Origin of the sequence: Pedobacter suwonensis (assembly GCF_044762335.1) — a bacterium.
Lineage (GTDB): Bacteria > Bacteroidota > Bacteroidia > Sphingobacteriales > Sphingobacteriaceae > Pedobacter.
In genome coordinates, this window is record NZ_JBIWEB010000005.1 from 67,561 (window position 1) to 89,655 (window position 22,095).

Annotated in this window: 24 protein-coding genes, 1 tRNA gene and 1 pseudogene; 10 read left to right on the top strand and 16 right to left on the bottom strand. The window is 40.1% G+C overall.

All coding sequences use genetic code 11. The annotated features are described in order from the left end of the window. Nucleotides 1-40: 40 nt before the first annotated feature. The 7 genes and pseudogenes from metG (at nucleotide 41) to ACIQXP_RS09930 (ending at nucleotide 6,676) form a co-directional block, all read left to right on the top strand. Nucleotides 41-2,149, top strand: coding sequence for a methionine--tRNA ligase (gene metG, locus ACIQXP_RS09905; protein ID WP_387505477.1), 2,109 nt, complete (start codon nucleotides 41-43; stop codon nucleotides 2,147-2,149). Nucleotides 2,150-2,289: 140 nt separating this feature from the next. Beyond that, a tRNA-Arg gene (locus ACIQXP_RS09910) sits at nucleotides 2,290-2,361 on the top strand. A 366-nt stretch (nucleotides 2,362-2,727) separates the two neighbouring features. Continuing rightward, the gene (locus tag ACIQXP_RS09915) at nucleotides 2,728-3,117 is read left to right on the top strand and encodes a hypothetical protein (protein ID WP_387505476.1); all 390 of its coding nucleotides are present in this window, start codon (nucleotides 2,728-2,730) and stop codon (nucleotides 3,115-3,117) included. A gap of 1,349 nt (nucleotides 3,118-4,466) precedes the next feature. After that, nucleotides 4,467-4,978 (top strand): annotated as a pseudogene (locus ACIQXP_RS25180) (DUF4132 domain-containing protein); the annotation flags it as partial. Nucleotides 4,979-5,014: 36 nt separating this feature from the next. Next, nucleotides 5,015-5,731 carry a DUF7737 domain-containing protein gene (locus ACIQXP_RS25185; RefSeq protein ID WP_472977849.1) on the top strand — a complete coding sequence of 239 codons (717 nt, stop codon included), beginning with the start codon at nucleotides 5,015-5,017 and terminating at the stop codon, nucleotides 5,729-5,731. Beyond that, nucleotides 5,731-6,438 carry a HesA/MoeB/ThiF family protein gene (locus ACIQXP_RS09925; protein ID WP_356985624.1) on the top strand — a complete coding sequence of 236 codons (708 nt, stop codon included), beginning with the start codon at nucleotides 5,731-5,733 and terminating at the stop codon, nucleotides 6,436-6,438. The genes ACIQXP_RS25185 and ACIQXP_RS09925 overlap by 1 nt, the downstream gene beginning before the upstream one ends. Before the next feature lie 76 nt (nucleotides 6,439-6,514). After that, on the top strand, nucleotides 6,515-6,676 hold the full coding sequence (locus ACIQXP_RS09930; protein WP_356985625.1) for a hypothetical protein: 162 nt from the start codon (nucleotides 6,515-6,517) through the stop codon (nucleotides 6,674-6,676). A gap of 438 nt (nucleotides 6,677-7,114) precedes the next feature. On the opposite strand, the gene arsB is transcribed toward ACIQXP_RS09930, so the two are convergent. The 5 genes from arsB to ACIQXP_RS09955 are packed head-to-tail and all read right to left on the bottom strand — an operon-like array spanning nucleotide 7,115 to nucleotide 9,992. Further along, nucleotides 7,115-8,191 carry an ACR3 family arsenite efflux transporter gene (gene arsB / locus ACIQXP_RS09935; RefSeq protein ID WP_387505475.1) on the bottom strand — a complete coding sequence of 359 codons (1,077 nt, stop codon included), beginning with the start codon at nucleotides 8,189-8,191 and terminating at the stop codon, nucleotides 7,115-7,117. A gap of 2 nt (nucleotides 8,192-8,193) precedes the next feature. Continuing rightward, on the bottom strand, nucleotides 8,194-8,814 hold the full coding sequence (locus ACIQXP_RS09940) for a low molecular weight phosphatase family protein (protein WP_387505474.1): 621 nt from the start codon (nucleotides 8,812-8,814) through the stop codon (nucleotides 8,194-8,196). Nucleotides 8,815-8,827: 13 nt separating this feature from the next. Continuing rightward, complete coding sequence (locus tag ACIQXP_RS09945; protein ID WP_293745071.1) at nucleotides 8,828-9,295, bottom strand: DUF6428 family protein; 468 nt, start codon at nucleotides 9,293-9,295, stop codon at nucleotides 8,828-8,830. Nucleotides 9,296-9,350: 55 nt separating this feature from the next. Continuing rightward, complete coding sequence (locus tag ACIQXP_RS09950) at nucleotides 9,351-9,680, bottom strand: ArsR/SmtB family transcription factor (protein ID WP_293745072.1); 330 nt, start codon at nucleotides 9,678-9,680, stop codon at nucleotides 9,351-9,353. Between the two features lie 57 nt (nucleotides 9,681-9,737). Then, a complete protein-coding gene (locus tag ACIQXP_RS09955; protein ID WP_387505528.1) occupies nucleotides 9,738-9,992 on the bottom strand; it encodes a DsbA family oxidoreductase in 255 nt (84 codons plus the stop codon). 442 nt (nucleotides 9,993-10,434) lie between these two features. On the opposite strand from ACIQXP_RS09955, the gene ACIQXP_RS09960 reads away from it, so the two are divergent. Next, nucleotides 10,435-11,412 carry a S41 family peptidase gene (locus ACIQXP_RS09960; RefSeq protein WP_387505473.1) on the top strand — a complete coding sequence of 326 codons (978 nt, stop codon included), beginning with the start codon at nucleotides 10,435-10,437 and terminating at the stop codon, nucleotides 11,410-11,412. Between the two features lie 116 nt (nucleotides 11,413-11,528). On the opposite strand, the gene ACIQXP_RS09965 is transcribed toward ACIQXP_RS09960, so the two are convergent. The 3 genes from ACIQXP_RS09965 to ACIQXP_RS09975 form a co-directional block, all read right to left on the bottom strand. Then, entirely contained in the window at nucleotides 11,529-12,362 is an 834-nt protein-coding gene (locus ACIQXP_RS09965; protein WP_387505472.1) for a helix-turn-helix domain-containing protein, read from the bottom strand. Then, nucleotides 12,363-13,334 (bottom strand): aldo/keto reductase, encoded by a 972-nt coding sequence (locus tag ACIQXP_RS09970; protein WP_387505471.1) that lies wholly within the window; start codon nucleotides 13,332-13,334, stop codon nucleotides 12,363-12,365. A 219-nt stretch (nucleotides 13,335-13,553) separates the two neighbouring features. Beyond that, nucleotides 13,554-14,312, bottom strand: coding sequence for a TlpA family protein disulfide reductase (locus ACIQXP_RS09975; RefSeq protein WP_387505470.1), 759 nt, complete (start codon nucleotides 14,310-14,312; stop codon nucleotides 13,554-13,556). 320 nt (nucleotides 14,313-14,632) lie between these two features. Between ACIQXP_RS09975 and ACIQXP_RS09980 the strand changes: the two genes are divergently transcribed. Together ACIQXP_RS09980 and ACIQXP_RS09985 are read left to right on the top strand one after the other, a co-directional pair. After that, nucleotides 14,633-15,244: a GIN domain-containing protein gene (locus tag ACIQXP_RS09980; protein ID WP_293745079.1), complete on the top strand. Its 612-nt coding sequence runs from the start codon at nucleotides 14,633-14,635 to the stop codon at nucleotides 15,242-15,244. Nucleotides 15,245-15,491: 247 nt separating this feature from the next. Next, on the top strand, nucleotides 15,492-16,646 hold the full coding sequence (locus ACIQXP_RS09985) for a transglutaminase domain-containing protein (RefSeq protein ID WP_293745080.1): 1,155 nt from the start codon (nucleotides 15,492-15,494) through the stop codon (nucleotides 16,644-16,646). A 416-nt stretch (nucleotides 16,647-17,062) separates the two neighbouring features. Here ACIQXP_RS09985 and ACIQXP_RS09990 read toward each other — a convergent pair whose 3' ends face one another. The 8 genes from ACIQXP_RS09990 to ACIQXP_RS10025 all read right to left on the bottom strand — a co-directional run bounded on the left by ACIQXP_RS09990 (nucleotide 17,063) and on the right by ACIQXP_RS10025 (nucleotide 22,025). Next, on the bottom strand, nucleotides 17,063-17,425 hold the full coding sequence (locus ACIQXP_RS09990; protein ID WP_387505469.1) for a hypothetical protein: 363 nt from the start codon (nucleotides 17,423-17,425) through the stop codon (nucleotides 17,063-17,065). A 207-nt stretch (nucleotides 17,426-17,632) separates the two neighbouring features. Continuing rightward, complete coding sequence (locus ACIQXP_RS09995; protein ID WP_387505468.1) at nucleotides 17,633-18,157, bottom strand: thermonuclease family protein; 525 nt, start codon at nucleotides 18,155-18,157, stop codon at nucleotides 17,633-17,635. Then, nucleotides 18,139-18,351, bottom strand: coding sequence for a hypothetical protein (locus ACIQXP_RS10000; RefSeq protein ID WP_387505467.1), 213 nt, complete (start codon nucleotides 18,349-18,351; stop codon nucleotides 18,139-18,141). The genes ACIQXP_RS09995 and ACIQXP_RS10000 overlap by 19 nt, the downstream gene beginning before the upstream one ends. 80 nt (nucleotides 18,352-18,431) lie before the next feature. After that, entirely contained in the window at nucleotides 18,432-19,274 is an 843-nt protein-coding gene (locus ACIQXP_RS10005) for a hypothetical protein (RefSeq protein WP_293745083.1), read from the bottom strand. A gap of 10 nt (nucleotides 19,275-19,284) precedes the next feature. Next, nucleotides 19,285-20,613 carry a hypothetical protein gene (locus ACIQXP_RS10010; RefSeq protein ID WP_293745084.1) on the bottom strand — a complete coding sequence of 443 codons (1,329 nt, stop codon included), beginning with the start codon at nucleotides 20,611-20,613 and terminating at the stop codon, nucleotides 19,285-19,287. A 26-nt stretch (nucleotides 20,614-20,639) separates the two neighbouring features. Further along, entirely contained in the window at nucleotides 20,640-21,032 is a 393-nt protein-coding gene (locus ACIQXP_RS10015) for a DUF6804 family protein (protein ID WP_293745085.1), read from the bottom strand. Then, a complete protein-coding gene (locus ACIQXP_RS10020) occupies nucleotides 21,032-21,637 on the bottom strand; it encodes a PH domain-containing protein (protein ID WP_293745086.1) in 606 nt (201 codons plus the stop codon). The genes ACIQXP_RS10015 and ACIQXP_RS10020 overlap by 1 nt, the downstream gene beginning before the upstream one ends. A gap of 76 nt (nucleotides 21,638-21,713) precedes the next feature. Further along, nucleotides 21,714-22,025 (bottom strand): hypothetical protein, encoded by a 312-nt coding sequence (locus tag ACIQXP_RS10025; protein ID WP_293745087.1) that lies wholly within the window; start codon nucleotides 22,023-22,025, stop codon nucleotides 21,714-21,716. Nucleotides 22,026-22,095: the final 70 nt, after the last annotated feature.

Sequence of the window (22,095 nt, forward strand, 5' to 3'; positions counted from 1 at the left end):
CTTCAAAACACTTATCTTTGCCAAATTAATAAAAATTGTTTTGGATAATAGTAAAATAAAAAGATATACCGTAACTGCAGCGCTTCCGTATACAAACGGACCGGTTCATATTGGACACCTGGCTGGTGTTTACATCCCTGCAGATATTTACGCCCGTTATTTAAGATCGAATAAACGCGATGTAAAATTCATTTGTGGATCTGATGAAAATGGTGTGCCCATTACGCTAAAAGCCAAAAGGGAGGGAATTACGCCTCAGGAAGTGGTAGATAAGTACCATAAAATTATTGGCGATTCTTTTAAAGAGTTTGGGGTATCTTTTGATATCTATCACCGTACTTCATCGCTTACCCATCACCAAACTGCTGCTGATTTCTTCGAAACCCTTTACGAGAAAGGTGTATTTACAGAAGAAATTACCGAACAATATTACGATCCTACTGCAAAACAATTTTTGGCCGATCGGTACATAACAGGTACCTGCCCTAAATGTGGCAATGAAAATGCGTATGGCGATCAGTGCGAAAACTGTGGCTCTACACTCAATGCTACCGACCTGATCAATCCAAAATCGACCTTATCTGGTGATAAACCCATCTTAAAGGAAACTAAAAACTGGTTTTTACCACTTGATAAATATGAAGACCGTTTACGGACGTATATCGAAAGTCATAAAGAATGGCGCCCAAATGTGTACGGCCAATGCCAAAGCTGGTTAAATGCAGGTTTACAACCCAGGGCCATGACCAGAGATTTGGATTGGGGGGTGCGTGTTCCGCTCCGAGATGCCGAAGGTAAAGTGCTTTATGTGTGGTTTGATGCGCCAATCGGATATATTTCTGCAACCAAAGAGTTATGCAACTATGCTAAGCTTGATGTTTGGAACCCAAAAGCAGAAGAATACTATATTAATAATTACGAAAACGACAAATGTGGTTGGGAAGAATACTGGAAAAGTGATGAAACCAAGTTAGTTCACTTTATCGGCAAAGATAATATCGTTTTCCATTGCATTATTTTCCCTGCGATGTTAATGGCGCATGGTGAATATACTTTGGCTGATAACGTGCCTGCAAACGAGTTTTTAAATCTGGAAGGACAAAAAATATCAACGTCCAAAAACTGGGCTGTTTGGTTAAATGAATATTTAAGAGAGTTTGAAGGAAAACAGGATGTACTTCGTTATGTTTTAACAGCAACGGCTCCTGAAACTAAAGACAATGACTTTACCTGGAGAGATTTTCAGGCCAGAAATAATAACGAACTGGTAGCGATACTGGGTAATTTTGTAAACCGGGTGGTGGTGCTTACGCATAAATACTTTGGTGGTGCTGTACCAACCTGTATGGAGATCACTGAATTAGATCAGGCTGTTATTGATGAGCTAGCGGGTTATCCGGCTAAGATTGCTACATCGATCGAAAACTACCGTTTTAGAGAAGCCTTATCAGAAGTAATGAATGTGGCCCGTTTGGGGAACAAATACCTGGCCGAAACTGAGCCTTGGAAACTGATCAAAACCAACGAAGACCGCGTAAGGACAATCTTGCATCTTGCACTTCAAATAGCCGCCAATATTCAGATCCTGATCGAACCTTTTATGCCTTTTACCGCAGAAAAGTTAATGAAGATGCTTAAAAATGGCGGTCACGATTGGAATGATGCAGGTACGGTTAACCTTTTAAAACGTGGTCACGATATTGGAGAAGCTGTACTCTTATTTGAAAAGATTGAAGATGCAGAAATCGACTTCCAGATCGAAAAACTGAATCAAAGCAAAGCCAGTAATGCAGCTGATAACGTTGTTGCTGTTCCGGCAAAGGAAAATATCCAGTTTGACGATTTCTCGGCAATGGATATCCGGGTGGCTACTATTATAGCGGCTGAGAAAGTGGAAAAAACTAAAAAGCTGTTAAAGTTAACGGTAGATACAGGTATTGATGAAAGAACAGTGGTTTCTGGTATTGCCGAGTATTATAAACCTGAAGATATTGTAGGTAAACAGGTAAGTATGATTGTTAACCTGGCGCCTAGAGAAATCAAAGGGATTTTATCACAAGGTATGATTTTGATGGCCGAAAATGCGGAAGGCAAACTCACTTTCGTGGCACCTGCAGAAAAATTTCAAGCGGGCAGTGTTATCAGATAATATGATTTTCCTGAAACGATAGCTGATTCCCCTGGTCGGCTATTCATCTATGAAATTTTAACAAGCATTTTCCTGAGGAAAATGCCTGTTAAAATGAATTCTCTTGCGACAAAACTTTTACTATATTTGCGCAACAATTTGGTCCCGTAGTTCAACGGATAGAATAGAAGTTTCCTAAACTTTAGATATGAGTTCGATTCTCGTCGGGACCACTTCCTTGGATTTAAACCAGAACATTGTCGCGCAAATCGTTGATTTTCAGGGCTTTGTTTTGGTTTTTATAACACATTAAGACTCTTTTTCGACCATGCTGGATGGTTAATTTTGGAGAATCGGAAATTGACTGTTTTTTGTAAAATACTGTTGGTGCTTCTTGTGTTCCTGTTCATAGTTTCTATGTTTTCTTATTTGACTGTGATTCGGAAACGTGTTCCTGTTGTACCTCTATTGTTTCATGTTTCTGCTAGAGTTATTGATCTCAATCTTATATGGAGCACAGCATCTGTTTTTAAATTTGCCAGGCAAAAAGAAAATTTGCATCTTGAAAACAAATTCTAAACTGCTATCAACACATCCGCATGACCATTACTATTAAAGATGAAACCTTTGCTGGTAAAATTCTTCAGGAGATCCAGCTTCATTTCCAGTCCAGCACCGTAAGCGTGTCAGAGATTATCTCAAGCCGTGTAAGAAAAGAGGTCGAAAACTACAACAATAAACTCCCTGAATATTTTAATGGTCTGATAGAGCCCACAGATGCTGAAAAGACGCTTAACGGATACAAGCTTAAAAACCGGAAACTCATCGATGTCGAGAAACAGGTTTACGTGGCTTTGGATGCCTTTCAGAAAAACGGCTTTTTTGTACTCATCGATAACCAACAGTCTGAAAGCCTGGAACAGCAGGTCGAGCTCGGTGACAACACGGCCATCAGCTTCATTAAACTAACACCTTTAGTTGGGGGATAGCGATGAAAATATTTGATAAGATTAAGCAGGCCATAGCTGGTGCAACTGAAAAAGTTTCCAGCAGCCTCACGGATTCCCTAGGGACTGAAAACGCGGATTTCAAAAAGGTTATTGTTTCTACCCGGAAGGAGTGCGTGAAAATGAACGAGCACTTTTATGACGTGAAGCTCAGCGGTATTGATGTTTACCAGAATGAGGTGCAAAACTGGTCAGATGATAAAAAAACAGATTTCCTGCTGTACTGCCTTAGCGAAACAGACGCTTATACAAAACACAATCGCGATACCAGCTCAGAAGAATACAAAGACAATGTTGTCAGGGATGCTTACCTGACGCAGCTTCTTCGGACAAAGATCCATTATCAGGATAATGATATCATCAGGATCATTGACGCCTTTTTCACCAAAAAACGGTACGGCAAATGGTCTACTTTCAGCCAGTGGCCGATCGCGCTGTTTATCAACCAGCTTTTAAACCAGTACAAAGCTGATCAACCTGCTGACGCGGTAAAAGCTGTGCTTGAGAAATTAAAAAAAGCCTATACCAGCAGTGATCAGACGACATTGAAAGAAATCGTCAAATTAAAAGCTAAACTTGATGAACTGCTTTTCGAGCAGACGGCCAACGAAGCCAAACCGACACTTTTTCTGGGCGAGGATGCGCTGGCAGCTTATGCCAACCCGATGCTGATGGCCATGGAAAACCCGGAAAAACAAATCTGGTTTGATTTGCTTTCCAAAGCCCAGAAAGCAAGCGGCGCAAAACCGAGCAAAAAATATCTTGATGAATCCCTCGCCTTGGTTAAGACCCTGGGTACGGATAAATTCAAGAAAGTCATCGGCAGCTGGATCGAGTTCATTACTGCCCACAAAGAAACTACCGTGACGCACACCTATGGTACCGGGGCCCAGCGTTATAATTACAGCACAAGTGAATTTTTAAGTGGCATTAACCTGGATGCCATCAAAGGGCTGGTCTGGATATGTGCACACTTTCATGATCAGAACACGCTCAACCTCATCGCTAAGCTGGCCGAACGGTGCTTCCGGAAAATTCCGGGCAAAGGCCCGGCAGCAGCAGGCCTGGGGAACGCTTGTTTGTATGTGCTTTATAAATCTAAAGGTCTTGATGGTATTGGGCATCTTTCCAGACTTAAGCTACGCATCAAACAATCCAGCACCCAGACCCTTATCGAAAAATACATTGCCGAGGCAGCCGCTTTCCAAAAAGTCTCAACGCATGATATTGAGGATATGGCTGTCGAAGATTTTAAGCTTACTCATGGAAAGCGCAGTTACGCTTTTGAAGATTATAACTGTACACTCGAGATTACCGGCATAGGTAAATCAATGCTTAGCTGGACCAGGCCGGACGGAAGTCCCCAAAAAACGGTTCCTGCTTTCATCAAGGAAAAATACGCGCAGCGGCTTAAAAAAATAAAGGATACACAAAAACAAGTTGATCAAAATACTTCAGCCCAGAGAGACCGGATTGACAGGCTTTTTAGAACTGGCAGGGTGTGGAATTACGAAACTTTGAAAAGTATTTCCTGCAGCATGGTCTGGTCAGCTTTATCGCTGAAAAGATCATCTGGACATTTACCGACCCTGAAAATCCCGGCCATCCACAAAGCCTCATTCAAATCGGTCGGGAATGGCAGGATAATAAGGGAAACCGGGTGACACCCAAAAATACTTGTACGGTATCGCTTTGGCATCCTGCTTTAGCCAGCACTCAGGAAACTACCCAGTGGAGGGTGTTTCTCAGCGGACAGAAAATCCAGCAGCCTCTAAAACAGGCCTACAGGGAAGTTTACCTGCTCACAGATGCCGAAATCAATACCCGTACCTACAGCAATCGCATGGCCTCGCACATTTTAAAACAGCATCAGTTCAACATGTTGGCAAAGACACGCGGATGGAAATACTCGCTGCTTGGCGCTTACGATGATGGCCGTGACAACGAGTCTGCAAAGGTCTATCTTCCCGAATATAACCTTCGTGCAGAGTATTGGGTAAGCGAGGTTGCAGCAGACGACGCCTTTAACGATACGGGCATCTGGAACTATATTTCCACCGACCAGGTACGCTTCATCGATACTTCAAATGACCAGGTGAAAAACCTGATTGATATCCCTGCTCTTCCCCTTTCAGAGGTGCTCAGGGATGTGGATTTATTTGTCGGTGTTGCAAGTGTGGGTAACGATCCCACCTGGCAAGACTCTGGCGGCCTGCCGGCTTATCGCGATTATTGGACGACTTTCTCTTTTGGGGATTTATCAGAGGTGGCTAAAAACAGGAAAGAAATCATTACGAATTTATTGCCGCGCCTCAAGATCAGCAAGGTTGCCGAGATTAAAGATAAGTTCCTGGTGGTACGGGGTAGCTTGCGTACCTATAAGATCCATTTGGGAAGCACCAATATCCTGATGGAACCCAATGATCAATACCTCTGTATTGTGCCTGACCGAAGCCAAAAAAACCATACCGAAAATCTTTTTATACCATTTGAAGGTGATGCAGGTTTATCGGTTATCCTCTCCAAGGCATTTTTGCTCGCACAGGATGATAAGATCACCGATACCACCATCACCTCCCAGATCAACAGAAGTTAATGCGGCGTTACCAACAGCAGATCCTGGTGCCACAGGTACTCAAGGGAGGACAGGAAAAGATCGGCAATGCCAAAGTGCTCATCATTGGTGCAGGTGGCCTGGGTGTGCCCCTTGCAACTTACCTGGCCTCTGCCGGTGTTGGTCATATCGGCATAGTGGATCAGGACACGATCTCCATCACCAACCTGCACCGCCAGTTTCTGTATACCAAAGCAGACCTGACCAAAAACAAAGTAGATATTTTAAAAGAAAGGCTTCAGCAGATCAATCCTGAAATACAGATCACCACCTATTGCGAAAAACTGGATGAAAACAATGTAAGGGAATTGATTGAAAACTACGGAATCTTATGCGACTGCACAGATGATACAGAAACAAGGATCCTGATTGGGGCAATCAGCGCGTCGCTGAATAAGCCTTTGGTATATGCAGCAGTGTTGGAATGGACGGCCTATCTAACGGTGTTGAATCATAAACAAGGGATCAAGCTCGAAGATATCTTCTCCAGTCAGGCCCTGCGTGAAAATGACATCAATACCTGTAACAATTCCGGTATCATCAATACCACCTGCGGAACAGCTGCCACAATGCAAGCCTCAGAAGTTTTAAAAATAATCCTTGACCTTGAGAGCAATCTGGATGGCCGGCTACTCTGCATGGATACACTGAACAATATCTTTAAATTCTTCAAGATACAAAAGTCCTGAAGATGAACTTAAAGATTGCCGGTGATAGTAAGTTATATTTTGGTAAAAGCGATGAAGAACCAGTATCCGCCGGAATGTGAGTCAGGATCTGCTGTCTGCAGGATACGATGGGGATGGCAAAGAGGTAAAGGGCAAATTTCATATTTATCCAGAGCAGGCTGCCGCCGGTTTATGGACCAACGCTAGGGATCTGGCCAAATATATCATTGAAACCCAGCTTGCCAACCAGTGTAAATAGGCAAAGGTTATCGATGAACAGACAATAAAGCTACGCCTTAGTCCCCAGATAAATAAAAATGGTGCTGCATTCGGTGTTTCGTCGGCCCCACTTCCTAAATTCAAACCAAAATATAGTTGCGCAAATCATTGATTTTAAAGACTTTGTTTTGGTTTTTATAACACATTAAGATTCTTTTTCGACCATGCTGAATGGTTAATTTTACTGAGTCGAAAATTGACTGATTTTTGTAAAATACTTTTCGAGAGGGCTGTTACGTTCTCAAATGGAATGCAAAATTTCTGTAGCTTTTATTGGCCATTAGCCTTACATAAGATTTTTAAGTAGAAATGTTGATAAAATGCATTGATTCAGCATCCGTTCAGTTGAATAAATGATGACCAATTACGTCGTCCGAAGGGCGAGAAATAGTTGTTGAGATGGAGCAAGATATATGTGTCAGGATGCTTTGTCAATTCCGTAGTATTTCTTTCTAAACCAAAAGGCGACATTTACCAGTGCAATGAGCGCAGGTACCTCGACCAGTGGCCCAATTACTCCCACGAATGCCTGACCGGAATTAATGCCAAAAACTCCGATAGCTACCGCTATGGCCAGTTCGAAGTTATTACCTGCTGCAGTAAAGGCAATGGATGTGCTTTGGGCGTAATCAGCCCCCATTTTTTTCCCTGCAAAAAAGCTGGCGATAAACATGATGGCAAAATAGATGACCAGCGGAATGGCAATGCGTACTACATCCATTGGTATCTGCACAATAAGTTCCCCTTTAAGACTGAACATCACCACAATTGTAAAAAGCAGCGCAATCAGGGTTATTGGCGAAATAAACGGTATATACTTCTGCTGGAACCATTGCTCGCCTTTAAGCCTGATCAAAACATACCGGCTGATCAGCCCGGCGGCAAAGGGAACACCCAGGTAAAGCCCTACACTTTTTGCAATTTCAATAATGGTAATGTTTACTGTTAATCCATCAATACCAAACAGCGGTGGGAGTACTGTAATAAAGAGATAGGCATAAAAGCTATAGAGTAACACCTGAAAGATACTGTTAAGCGCAATCAGACCGGCTGCATATTCCCTGTTGCCTTCTGCCAGTTCATTCCAAACCACCACCATTGCGATACAGCGTGCGAGGCCGATCAGGATCAGGCCGGTCATGTAATCGGGATAGTCCTGTAAAAACATAACTGCTAATGTAAACATAAGTACAGGACCAATAATCCAGTTTAAGGCCAACGAAGTACCCAGCACCTTCGTGTTGCGGAAAACTTCCCCCATTTTTTCATACCTGACCTTGGCCAGCGGTGGGTACATCATCAGTATTAGTCCGATTGCCAACGGAATATTGGTTGTTCCGCTGGAAAAAGAATTAATAAAACCTGATGATGATGGAAACAAAAAGCCAATAGATACGCCAATAGCCATCGCCAGAAAAATCCATAAAGTCAGGTATCGGTCTAGAAAACCCAGTTTTTTACGTTCCGCCGCAGGGGTACATGTATTTGCAGCCATATTTATTTGATTTGTGAAAAGACGTAGAACATTTCTGTTGCGATCTGCAAACTTCTTTCCTGATATTTTTCGGCCTGCTGTGGGGTATGATCAAATGCTTTCGGGTCATCGAAAGTTATTGGAATACGCTTTTCAGCCCCGGAAATGAAGGGACATCCGCCGTCAGCTTGTGAGCAGGTCAATATTGCCGCGAAACCTCCCGAAGGATTGAAGTGATTATCGTAGGTCTTCGAAAAGCCGATTACAGGATGTTCATTATCGCTATATTTTATTGCATATATGGGGTTATTGCTTTCGGCGATAATTTGAATCTGAAACCCCATTTGCCTCAATGTTTCGGCAATTACTGGAAACAAGGCCGTAGCCTCTGTTCCTCCAGAATAACAAAATACATTTTTAATCCCATAATAAGTTGCTGCTGTTTGCGCCCAAACTTGTGAGAGATGACTTCTACGCGAATTATGGGTACAGATCAGATTAAGCCTGATTTCACTTTTTGTGTGGTGTTTGTGTTGAATAAAATCAATCAAGGGCTGTAATATCGCTTTGCGTTCTGATGTGATATTATCAAACTTCATGGTATTGACCACACTTTCTATTGCATGGAAAAGTTTTGCATTCATCGTTATATCTAAATTAGCAGCACCCTCCACCAGGCGTACATGCTGAACCTGAGGCCAGATTTACCATTTCAATTTTTTGCTTTTTGGCTGGAACGCCACATTTGTCCGATGCAAGGCAAGCGGTTTTTTTTGCCATTAAAAGAAAGTTTTCTCCATCAAATCCAAGGTCATATTTACCAATGGTTTCTGCCTGGTATTCCACTTCAATTTCCAGATCTTCTATCCCCAAAATCTCTTCCGAAAGTGAGATAATGTGAAGCAGTTTGCCGGCCTTTAAGCGATGTTCATAATCATCAGCATCCCATAACTGGAAATTAGCCACTTTTTCATGGCGGACGGTCCCGCCGCAGTCTATAAAGTCTTTTGTAATAATTCCGACCTCTGTCACATGGAAATGTTCAGGTACCGGGTTGCCGTTTTCCAGTTTGAAAGTTACGCCTTCAGTTGTAGCTAAGATTTCTTTTATTTCCGATAATTTCATGATTTGTATATTAATAGTATTATTGCAATTTAACGATTGATGTAGTTAAAAAAAGTTAACAGCAGGTAGTTTCACCTTTATAAGAGGCCAAAAATCCACCAAGTTGTTCCTCTATCAACTTCCATGTTTTGGGGTTGATGCAGTAACAAACGCTTACACCTTCTATCGTGCCCTGAATGATGCCGGCTAGTTTCAATTCTTTCAGGTGCTGGGATATTGTTGCTTGCGCCAGTCCAAGTTCGCCCACCAAATCCCCGCAAATACAGGTGTTTGATATGATAATCCGTTGCAGGATGGCAATCCGGGCCGGGTGGGCAATTGCTTTCAATAAAGCAGAAAGCTGGTTCTGCTCATCTGTAAATATTTCTGATTTTGTAAGCCCCATAATTTTATATCGCAATATTACGATGTATAGTTGAAAATGCAAAATAATCATGCATCTTTATTTATTTAGGTACCTAAAATCGTTAGCGAAAAAGTCATCTAATGTGGTCTGTGGGCTTTCTTTCTGCCATTCGGCAAAGGAATTTTCAAGAGCTTGCAGAATATTGTGGGGTTGTTGCGCACCTGCGATGGCGTATTTGCGGTTTAGTACGAAAAAAGGTACGCCTGTAGCGCCTAAACTCTGAGCTTCGTAGCTGTCGCTTTCTACCTTCTGCATGTATAAAGGATCTGTGAGGGCTGTGTTAACCTCAATTCTGTTAAACCGATTTCTTTTCCTATTTCAGCTAGTATAGCACTGCTATTTAAATTTTTACCCTCTGTAAAATAGGCAAGAAACAAAATTTCTTCGGCTTTTTTACCTAACACTTTTGTTTTGGCAAATTGTATAATGCGGTGGCCTTTCATTGAATTAATATACGGCAGCAGATTATGTTTTTACACTAGAAAAGGTAATTGAGGCGCTACATAACTGGGGATCAAACCACAGAAAAAAAATATTGGAGCAATAATGATCCAGGGAATTTTATATGCCCGATTATATGCTTTCAGATGCTGTCCCTATTAATAGCGATGACCGGCAAAACCATTTAATACATTTCCTATGCAACCTTCTCCGTTAACTCCGCGTCTTTAAAATTGTATCAAAACTCTATAGTTTTAATCGTTTTACATTAATTATATCTAAACATAAACTGATGAAAATCCCTGCCTATTTATTAATCATCTTATGCGGTTTACTTTATAACCCCGTTTATAGCCAAAGCAATTCACCTAGCCGTACTACGGTGAAATTAAATAAAGAAATTTTCACCATACTGAAAAATAAATCTATGTTTAGCGACAAATTAGATTGGCGAAGCATACAGGAGGAAAGCGAAATGTTATCGTTAACCGCCAACGATTCTACCAGTAAGCAGGCGCTTTACAATTTTTATACAGAGAAGCTAAGGGCAGCCGGCGATAAACACTCATTTTTTATTTCCGGAAAACGAATGAAGCAAATTGCCGAGTCGCCAGTTGCGGAACGGCCACAAGGCGACTATCTGGGAGATGGTATTGCCTGGGTTAAGGTACCAAGGTGTTTGAGTTTTAATGAAGTGAAAGACGCTCATTTTGCAGACACCATCCGTCGGATCATTCAAAAATTAGATACCGAAAACACCATTGCGGGCTGGATTGTAGATCTACGTCATAATACAGGGGGTAACATGTGGCCTATGCTGGCGGGGCTGAATGCGCTGGTTGCTGATGGTACCGCGGGTTACTTTGTATATGGCAGCATAGAAAAAAAACAGCCCTGGCTAAATGAAAACGGTAAAATTTCGGGTAAGTCAGCCAGTATCAGCACTTATAAAGTTAAAAACAACTCACTAAAAATTGCTGTGTTGCTGGATGCCAGAACCGGAAGCAGCGGCGAGATGGCAGTAGTTTCGCTACTCGGACTGCCCAATGTTAAATCTTTTGGGCAAACATCGGCGGGATATACTACAGCTAATTATACCTTTCATCTTTCCAATGGTGACCAGCTGCAATTGGCCAGAACCTACGTAGCTGACCGAACCGGAAAAGGCTATCCAGAAAACATTAGACCCGATGTTTTTATTGACGACCTTTCTAATACCAGGAATGATCGTGTGATTGACGCCGCTAAAGCATGGTTATTAGAAAAGTAGCGCCAACGCTACAGCCTTTTTTGAGAACTGGTAGGCTTTTGGCCGCAAACTATCAAGAATCATCGTCGTTCGTTTAAGAAATGCCTACACCATACCGCGCTATTAATGCATGGGGATTATGCTTTTTTTACTTTTTCGAGGTGAATAACCTCACTTGGCGCTAGTCCGAATTTCTTTTTAAAGGCATGTGAAAAATGAGAAAGACTTTCGAAGCCCAAATCCAGATAGATGGCCGAAGGCTTTTGATGTTTATGTTCAATTAAAAATTTTGCAGCATCCAGCCGTTTTGAGAGCAGCCATTGGCGAGGCGGAAGGCTAAAAGTTTTTTGAAAATCACGTTTAAAACCAGCCAGGCTGCGGCCTGTGAGCCGGGCAAATTTTTCTACGGGAACATTAAACTGGAAGTTATTAAGCATGAACTTTTCCAGATTTATTTTATAGGGTTCTGAATAATCAAATAAAAAACTTCGTAATACCGGCATCGCCAGAAGTAGTAATTTAACGCCCTCTTTTACTTTCAGGATCCCCATTTCATCAGTCATGGAGGCTCCTGAACTTCTGGCATATGGAACGATAGAATGAAAATAGCCCTGCAAAAATTCATTGGAGGGAATCAGGAAGTTTGGCAGACCTCTATATTTTCCACCAGATTCAAGTTTTTCCTCCAATGCAATTTTGCGCATTAAATCTTCCTGTAGTGAGATCACAATCGTTTCGTAGCTGCCTCCAAAACCAGGTGTTTTGGTTAGCATACCCAATTGATTTTTACCAATCAACAGCATTTCTCCTGCACCCATCGAAATCGTTTGAGCAGAAGTTTCTAATGTAAATTGACCTGAAACCTGCAGTATCAGGGTATGATGATTCCAAAAGCAAGCTTTCTGTTTCCTTTCGGTTGAGAGGTAAGAGTAAAAGATTACACCAGGAAGGATTTCTGCCGGACTGTCCATTTATCGTTCTAAATAGGTACCACCTTTAATGGCACCTATTGCAAAAGTAGTGTTTAATGCATTCATTTCTTCCGGGGTAAAGCTGATTTCCATTGCTTCGATATTTTCAGGCAAACGCGATCTCCTGCTCATGCTTACCAACGGCATGATTTGATCCCCCTGCTCTTTTACCCAGGCAATGGCAAGCTGTGTTGGCGTACAACCTTTTGTGATGGCTAAATGTTTCAGCACCTCCACTTTTTCGAGGTTATACATAAGATTTTCATTTTGGAAGCGGGAGAAATGGTTCCGGTAATCATCATCGTTCAGTGGTGCGGTCATTTCGCCTGTAAGTAAACCTTCTGCAGTATTTGCAAAAGCTACAACAGCAATGCCTAACTCCCTGGCTGCGGGTAACAATTCATTTTCTATCTGTCGTTCAGCTAGAGAATAGCCAATTTCCAATGCACTTATGGGGTAAACATTATTGGCTTTACGGAGTTGCGCTGCGGTAATTTCAGATACACCAATGTGTTTAACTTTGCCTTCCTTAACCAGATCGGCAACAGTACCGATAATATCTTCCACAGGTACACTGTTATCCATCCGGCTGGGCTGATAAAGGTCAATGGTTTCAATACCAAGGCGGGTAAGGGAGTAATTAACGAAATTCTTGATTGAATTTGGTTTGAGATCCATACCTAGCCATTGGCCATTGTGAAAGATGGCCCCAAACTTCACGCTGATAAAGGCATCATCGCGCCTTCCTTTAATCGCTCTTCCAATCAGCATTTCGTTGTGGCCAGCACCGTAGAAATCGCCGGTATTCAGAAAATTGATGCCAAGGTCCAAAGCTTCCTTTATCGTAGCCATACTTTCTGCTTCAACAGGTGTTGGTCCTCCCCAAATCGATGACATACGCATACAGCCCAGCCCTAGGCCCGATACTAATGGCCCATTCTGGCCTAACTGAATTTTATTGATGTTTTTCATATTTCAAATATCAGCGTTCGGAAAGAGAATAAGTTGCGTACACAGCCCAATTAATTTGCTTATACAGCTCAACTAAGTGGTATTTGAAATCCAAATTTTTAAATCCTCGACTATGTATACCTAGGTAGATACCTTGTATTGGCAAAATAAAATATTTTCTTAATAGGCATAAAGCCGCCCTGATACTTGTTGACGGTTCTTTTGTGGAGGGGTGGAATTTTACAGCAGGTCATTTAGTAAAATTGATATTTGTCTCCACGAATCTGAAATTTCACCGTAAACATCAACAATAAAACCCTTCTTGTCCAAAATTAGGTTTGTAGGAAAAGCAGAAATTTTAAGTTTATCTATTTCTTTTTTTGCATTGAGAATATGGGTAAAGCTAAAAGAAGTTTTCTTTAAAAAGGCATTAACCACTTTTTGGTCCTCAAAGGTAATCGCAAGAAAATTAAATTTATCTCGCGACTGTAGATGTAATGAATCAAGCAAAGGAATTTCAGCTACACACGGTATACAATTTGTAAACCAGAAGTTAATGATAGTTGGTTTACCGCTCAAAAAAGCCTTTGAGTAGTTTGAGCCTTTTTCATTCTTAAAGCATTCAATAGGAAAACGGGTGCCGATCAGTTTTTTTTGTTCACCGTAAGGATCAATATAGTTTCCGTTTTTATCTTTTCCGGTAAGAACAGTAATTTTAGGCGTAATGATTACCGAATCATTACGATTTATTCGCGTAACAACGCGTTCTTCAACCTTTCCGTTTTTAGAAAGGTTTTCCTTAACCTTCAGATAAGTTTCAGAATCAATGATTTTGCCATTTGGCATTTTATAGTAATAGTTTTGTTGCCCGGATACAGATAGGGAAAAAAGAATAAACAAGGAAATAAAGAAAGACTTCATAATAATATTGAATGGATTGTTGTTTAAGTTAATTGCTGCTATTACAATTAAGACAAAAGTTCGTTGTATATGTTGCATGATAAAACATTTTTTAGATCTATTTACTGGCTAATTTATAATTATAAACGTCAAATTTAATTCATTTATAAATTTCATCCGTTGCCGGTGTAATTAGAAAATTCTCGCTCTGCCTTAAGCGGTAATTGCCTGAAAGAAATATATTTTCATTGTTATTTTAAGATTTACAAACAAAATAATTTTCAGTTTCGTCTAGAAATTACAGGCGTTGGTCTAGTAGTTATTGATGCTGGTATAATATGAAGTTTTTGCCTGCAACGTTTGGCGGTAAGCTGCGTCTTAATAACAAAACAATAACAAGCACTTAAAATATTAAAGATATGAAAACCTTAACAAAAACCTTATTCGCAGCAGTATTAACAGCAGTAGTATTCACTTCATCAGCAATGGTAACTTTTGCCGCTGAGCCTGTTAAAGCAGAAACAAAAACTTCTTCCTTATCTACATTCAACAGGATCTGGGTAAGTGGTAATGTAAAACTGATCTTAACGCAGGGCGACAAACAAAATGTAGCGGGCGAGAGCAACTACGATGCGGCAAAAACTTCGGTAACCACTGATGGAACAACCTTATTTGTCAATTCAATGGAAACCGGTCAGGTAACGCTTAATATCACCGTAAAAGATTTAGAAAGAATTGAAGCTTATGGCCAATCGGTTGTAATCACCAGTAATAACTTTGATGTAAAAAACCTTCAGTTGTTTTTGAGCCAAAGTGCTACTGCAAAGATTAAAACTACCGCGGGCAGTTTATACACCATCGTTAAGGAAGATGCGGTATTAAAATTAAATGGTACTGCTGATCAAAGTACGATGATTGCAAGCAATATGAAAAATGTAAAATTAGCTGACTTTGCCAGTCTTAAATCAGAATCATATGCTACTGAAGCGATTATGAAAGCAGAGCAAAACGCGATGGTTTTAGCAAAATAAAAAGAATCAATCAGATTAATAAAGCTGCCCTTTTGGGCGGCTTTTTTTGTTTAAGGGAGTGGTTCCGGGAATATTGCTGTATCATGCGAAATCATACTGACCGCATGTTTAAAAATGGCTATAGGTTGTTTTCTGTTCTAATTAGTAATCTTGTTTTTAGAAGGTGATTATTATTTTGATTACATGCAACGTTCTGACGTCCTCGGGCGTCTTGTTCTAAATCCTGAACCTTAAAACGAATTGAAAAATGAAACGCGCTATTCTATTCTTTTTCCTTTTCTCAGTAACCACCACATTCGCCCAAAAGAAGCTAAAAGTTGTTAGGGCAACTTCTACAAGTGTTGATATTAAGGATGATAACTACCCTGTCAGAAAGAATGCCTGGACGATCATGCCTAATGAAAAATTAGATGTATATACGACCTCAGCCAAAAAAGTAACTTTTTACACGGATCAGGAATCCATAACCTTCAATGTGGATCCGAAGGTGGGAGAATATGATTTTATTATCCTGGTCAATGGAACTGATACGGCAAGAACGCAGGTAAAATATGATGCAAAGGCCCCCAACAGGCGACCTGTTGCCTACCTGGATACCCTTCGCAGAGCAGGAAAATATAATTTTTCTGACCGACGCGAAATCCCGGTATTTACTTATCAATCCATGGATAACCCCAATCTGGTACGCATCAGAAAGGATCTCAAGCTGGATTCGGTTGCAGGAAAAGGAAATGAGCTTTCTAAAGTTTTCAATCTATTGCACTGGGTACATAATTTAATCAGGCATGATGGGAACAGTGATAACCCTACCCTTAAAAATGCAATTGAGCTGATTAAAGTATGCCGGGAGCAAAACCGGGGGGTAAACTGCCGCATGCTGGCCACGGTACTTAACGAATGTTATCTCGCCATGGGTATCACTTCCAGGTATATTACCTGCATGCCAAAGGAGACTAATTTTGATGATTGTCATGTGATTAACATGGTCTTCAGCAAAGACCTTAAAAAGTGGATCTGGATTGATCCTACCTTTGATTCATATGTAATGGATGAAAAAGGAAACCTGCTCGGTATACAGGAAGTAAGGGAGCGGTTAGTAAAAGGTATGCCATTGGTATTAAATGCTGATGCAAACTGGAACCGTACGGCCCTTCAGTCCAAAGAATATTACCTGCAAACCTATATGGCAAAAAACCTTTACCGTCTGGAAACACCCGTAATCAGTCAGTATGATACCGAAACCTGGACCAGCGGAAAAGAAGTGGCCTACGTGGAGCTGTTGCCCTTGGACGGTATTATTCAGACGCCCCAGAAAAGGGAATCCACAATTCAGAAAACAGGGGTTAAGTTTATCAATTATAAAACCAACAACCCTGAAATGTTCTGGACTACACCAAAATAAGCCGCTATGAAAAATCAAGAAATACCTCATTTGGCTAGCCTTAAAAGTGACATTTAACAGATGAAAAAAGGCTTGTTTTTATACGGGGCCTGGCCATACATGCGAAAAGATTGTAAATTCCTTGCCTAAATTATCCGTGCAAGGAATTTGTATTGGCTATTTTTTGTTAAACGGTAAGTCGTTTAATTCCCAGGTTTTTTTAATCATTAATCAACCTCTGACATTAAGTTTATGGGGTGCATCATACCCCAAGCCAGTATACGTTTGAACAAATTAAGGAAGTTATATAGAGCATAGTTAACTTGAAGTGAAGGGTTTTACCCAGCTATTGGGCTGTTTTATAGCATAATTTCTCATTTAACCGCAACATCCACCCCAGGCACAACTACGGACTTTCGTTACGCATTATTCCGGACTTAACCGACATAAACTGTTATAGATCTACCTGAGCCAAAATAAACCTTTAAACTCAATTGATAAGCAATCTGCGCACATGCTGGCAGACAGCTGGCGCCGGGCACAACCCTATTGCCGGCATCAAAAGGCCCCGGCATTACCTTTTGTTTACCTAAAGGGTAACGCCGGGGTAAACAAAAGGTAAAGGATAGGTAGAGAAAAGGTAAACATGGGGTCAACTTGTCTCGAACAAGAGGTAAACAAAGGGTAAAGGATAGGTAATAAAATGCAGCCTTTTCGCTGGCTTTTTTTAAATAAGAAGCCAACAGGTTTTTCAGGTAAAAACGGTCGCCACCCGGCATTTTTCTGGGTTTAAATTCCATCTTTTACCTCGCCATGATAGGTGCTTTCGCTTATGTTAAGGTAATCCTTAGTCTGTCGGCGGGTGAGCTATTAGGTGGGGCTGCCAAAGAGATGGTAGAGATAAAGGTCGGTTTCTTTATCAGCAGGAGATCAATATTGTGCAAAATCTGCACTAGCGTTTCATAGCCTCCATTATATAAGGCTTAAAACATGAAACACGCAAGCGGTTACTTTGCCAAAACATGCTTCATCGCTCTCCATTTCCATGGAGCAATTGCAGTGCTATCCTGCCATAAACCTACTTTATGTTTCCTCGCGGTAATTTCAAGCTGCGCATAAAGCGGATCGGAGGAGTACTTTTTGAAATGCCAGGCCATGCCCTGTTTAATCATTTCCTGATTAAGCACCTGTTTTTTATCGTTAATTACTATGGCAATCAATCTTTTATACCGGTCATATTTTTGGCCCTGAACCGTAACGATCCGTCCAAAGCATAAATCGGAAAGGGCTTGTTTGGCTTTGCTGCCAAAAGGCTGGTGTCTGCGTTTCTCGGGGCAATCAATATGCGCCAAGCGAATTTTAACAGGGTGGTTCTGGTATAAAACTTCCATGGTGTCGCCATCTAAAATGCGGATCACTTTGGCGGTAAAAACCAGATTGCTATAATCAACGCCTTTATTTTCAGCGGGCGGGATAACGCATGACTGAAGCGCAAGCAACAGCAGTAGCAGGATTACTTTTCCCAGCCGCATAATGTTTTGCCGTCTTTTTTAGCTTGTTCAATATCCACTTTTACAATTTTGTAAGTACAATTACTTAAACCACGACAATTTGAGCTATTGTGGTATTTTTTAGCACCTGGGCTGTTGCAGATATATACGGTTGTAGTTTCTTTGCAGGTAATCATGTTCGCGAATAAGAAGATAAGTAGGGAGAGTGTTTTCATAATGAGGAGATGAGTTGAAGTTGGTTAGTGTTTTAATTATCTATCTATAAATGACTTATCGATATATAAATAGTTAATATCTATAGCTTTCCCTGAATGAAATTATTGATTACTGGCTCCAATGAAGCCGGCAGATCTGTTGTAAGTAGATTAAATTTCTTTACTTTCATTGTCTTAAACCAATCACCCCAGTATTGTTTAATTACGTCTTCCTCGTAAGGGTTACCTGGGGATGGATTAATGCCCAGTACCAGGATTTCAAGATCTTTTAGGTTATAAGGGAAAGTAATAAAACCAAAATTGTTTTTTCTCATGATGGAGGCATAACCGGCTGAAGTAAGCTTTTTCGAAGCGAGAGATTGCGGCGTAATGTAAGAAGTTTTTCCTCCTACCTGCATTATGCTGGCTTTGTGGTACATATAACCGTCCGTAAGTATTACCAAGATGTTTCGATGCTCAGGTTTGATACAATATAACTGAATATTGTTTTTAAAAAACTTCCATATATCTGAGCCAACATAATTATGGTCTTTAATAGCCCTTTGATAAATTTTTGTAAGGTTTTCGGTATAAAGTTTATCTATTTTCAGGAAATCATTTTTATTGCTTTTCGGGTAAAAACCAACCTTTAATTCTTCACTAAGCCGATTTATATTTTCGATATTGGGTAAAGGGTTAAAAAAAACCTGCATCTGGTCTTTTAGTAGTAGCATCTTTTTACCCTTTACGTGGTTGGTGAATGCTTTTTGTACCGATCTGATATATTGCAGATCGCGTTGGTAAATCCCGGGGTTCTTTTTAGGATCGATCCGGTCAGATAGATCCAATAAAAAGCTAATGTTAAGGTTTTGTGCTATAACACCTTTAGAGAAGATATTCGTGATCAAAAAGATCAGCAGTAGGCTTTGTAATTTTCTTTTCATGCTAGCGGATTTATAAAGTGGTGACGTAAACAGAGTTCTGAGAATCTTCACTGGCTCCTACACTTTTAAGGTTTTCATGGTAGCAGGCAATGCACTCAGTTTGAAGAACCATTTTTTCATGCATTGAAATATGGAGCTTTTCACTAACAAATGTTATCCAACCTTTCATGTATTCTGAAGCATAAAGCACATATTCCTTAGTAGGAATTATAACCGCATCAATGATACTTTGGAGGGCTTTAACCCGGTCGTGGGCTGCAATTGCATCTGCCTTGAATTTATTAAGTTCTTCTGTCAATTTTGCTTTTTGAACTTCAATATCAGCTATCTTATCCTGATGAATCTGAATATCTTTTTTTCTGCGCAGCTGTTCATGTTTTACTTTATCTTTCTCCCGATGTTCTTTCATGATAAAATCGAAAACAACGCCCCAAATAAGGTACACCACAAAACCAGCAAAGATGATTCCCCAGAATTGGATTTTTCCAAAGGCAATCGCGATGTTAAATTCGGGTGTATTAAACGTTCTGGTCAGTTCGTAAATCTTTTCTTCTATCTGATAAGCCAGAATAGCATCAAATACAAAGGTTGTGAGTAAAAGCAGGCCGATTTTAGTGTAGTTACCAATACTTTTAACCTCTCCAAACATGTGGATTAAATAGCCTAGGCCTAAAAATACAAAAGGAATAAAAGTTACAAATGCGCCTTCTAATGAACCATCGTGCCAAGCCTTTTCAAAAGCTTTTGAATCAAGCACATTCATGATGATAGTGCTGTTGGCGTCGAAGAGTTTGAAAAAGGCAGAGTATGAGGTAGAAATATAAAAAGTAAATAAATAGAGGCTTAAAGGCATCAGGATGATTAAACCGATCCAGAATTTACTTGAAGCACCTTTTGACGCGCTCACATGGTATTTTTCCGGATTCCGGGGCAGGTCGTTAATTTCGAATTTTAACTCTTCAATATTATCCTTTACTGCCCTGATATCGGATTCTAACTTGTTGATTTGTTGTTCTTTATTTTCTTTGCTGATGACCAGCGTCTTTACTTCTGTTTCTTTAGTTTTCTGCTCATTAATATAGGGTTCCTTCGCTAGCCGTTGCTTTTCTATCAGCTCCTTTTCTTCATTTTGAAACCTGGCATAAATGGCATTTAAGCAAATGGATAGGGCAAGTGGGCTACCACTGTTTCTCGATCCATCTCTGAAACCGGCCTCGTGGTAAGTTCTTTTTCTTAGCTCCTCAGTTTCTTCGGTAACAGGCTCCTTGATCTCCACATTTTCATCCTGAGGTAGATCAGCTGTTTTGGAGTTAAAAAAATTCTCTATTTGGGAAATCATAACATTAAGTTTTTAAGTTTGATTGATTATTTTATTTCTCTTTTTGCTGAAACTACCCGGTCTCTGGCATATGTGTTTTGAACCGGTAAAATTTCAGTGGCTTTTTCTTCTTGTTTTGCAGGGTCACTTTTCTTATAAAAAGTAATGATTAAAAACAACAATCCGGTAATGATATCAACAGGAATCCAGATGCTTTTGCGGTGCAGGTAAATCGGAGAAATGGGGTTAAAAAGGAAGAGTATCAGCGCAAAAACAATAGCCAGATAGAAGTTTTTTTGTTTGATCCAGTGGTAAATGAGCAGTACCGCACCCAGCGAAACTATTGTTCTCAAAAATGTATAATATTCAATGGGTAATTTTAATATCGCTACAAAGCAGCAGATTGAGCAAACGATGAATACAGGCTTTATAGCTTTCATTACACTCGAGATAGAATTTCATTTTTCTTACTATCAAAATCTTCTTGAGAAAGAATTCCATTTTCTAACAAGGTTTTCAATTTTTGCAAAACGGCAAAAGGGTCTTCTTGTTGGGCAATATTTTCATTTGGTGCGACTGGAGTGTTATTTACAACAATACCGCCACCTGCTGCAGCTCTTTTATCTTCCAGTTCTTTTTGTCTTCTATACTCACGCATTTCTTCCTCCTTCTCCTGAGCATATTGATAGAGTTTTCTGGCTTGATTTTTTGGAAGATAATCCATCATGTTATTGAAGTTTCTTACCGTCTTCATTGTAAATGTTGCGCCTAATATCCCTTCTTTAATGTGGCAATCAGCAACATCTTTCCAACTGTAATCTTGAAAATCCATGGACAACCCGAAGTTCTTAGGTTTACAAAATATTATTCGCCTATTCGTTAAGGCAATACAATCTGGCGAGAAATTTATTGCTGGTTTCTTTTGTACAGCAATATATTCCACCTGTTCATTGGAAGTAAGCAGACTATTAATTCGTTCTAAAATTTTTTCTACAGCTTTAGGATCCTGCTCTTCGTTTAAGAACTTTTTTAAATCGTTTATCATAATTTTTGAATATTAAAAAGTGTAAGGTTTATAGTATTCAGAGAAGTAGGCATTTACTATTCTATAGTAAATTTGACTAATAGGTTATTTCTGCATCTATACTATCCACGCATGTCTGAGTTCTTGAATGATTATTTGCTGTTTGAAAGGGATCGTTATTAATGCTGATATTTTCAATCTTATCGATTGGAATGCATCTCCAGTTTTTAATAGGATCGGCACTCAAACCAGAACTCGATTGCCCCCCATATTGATAAAAAAGTGCCTGTTGCTTTCCGTTTTTTTGTCCTAACACGTGGGGAGTCATTTTACGGAGATAATCATTATAGTAACAGGTTACACATTGTTTATTTAAAATAGCTTGTTTTACTAGATCGTAAGTTGTCATAATTTATAGTTTTGATAAATATCTTTATATCAAAAGTATACAAGCCCAGCACCCAAACCTTACGGAAAAC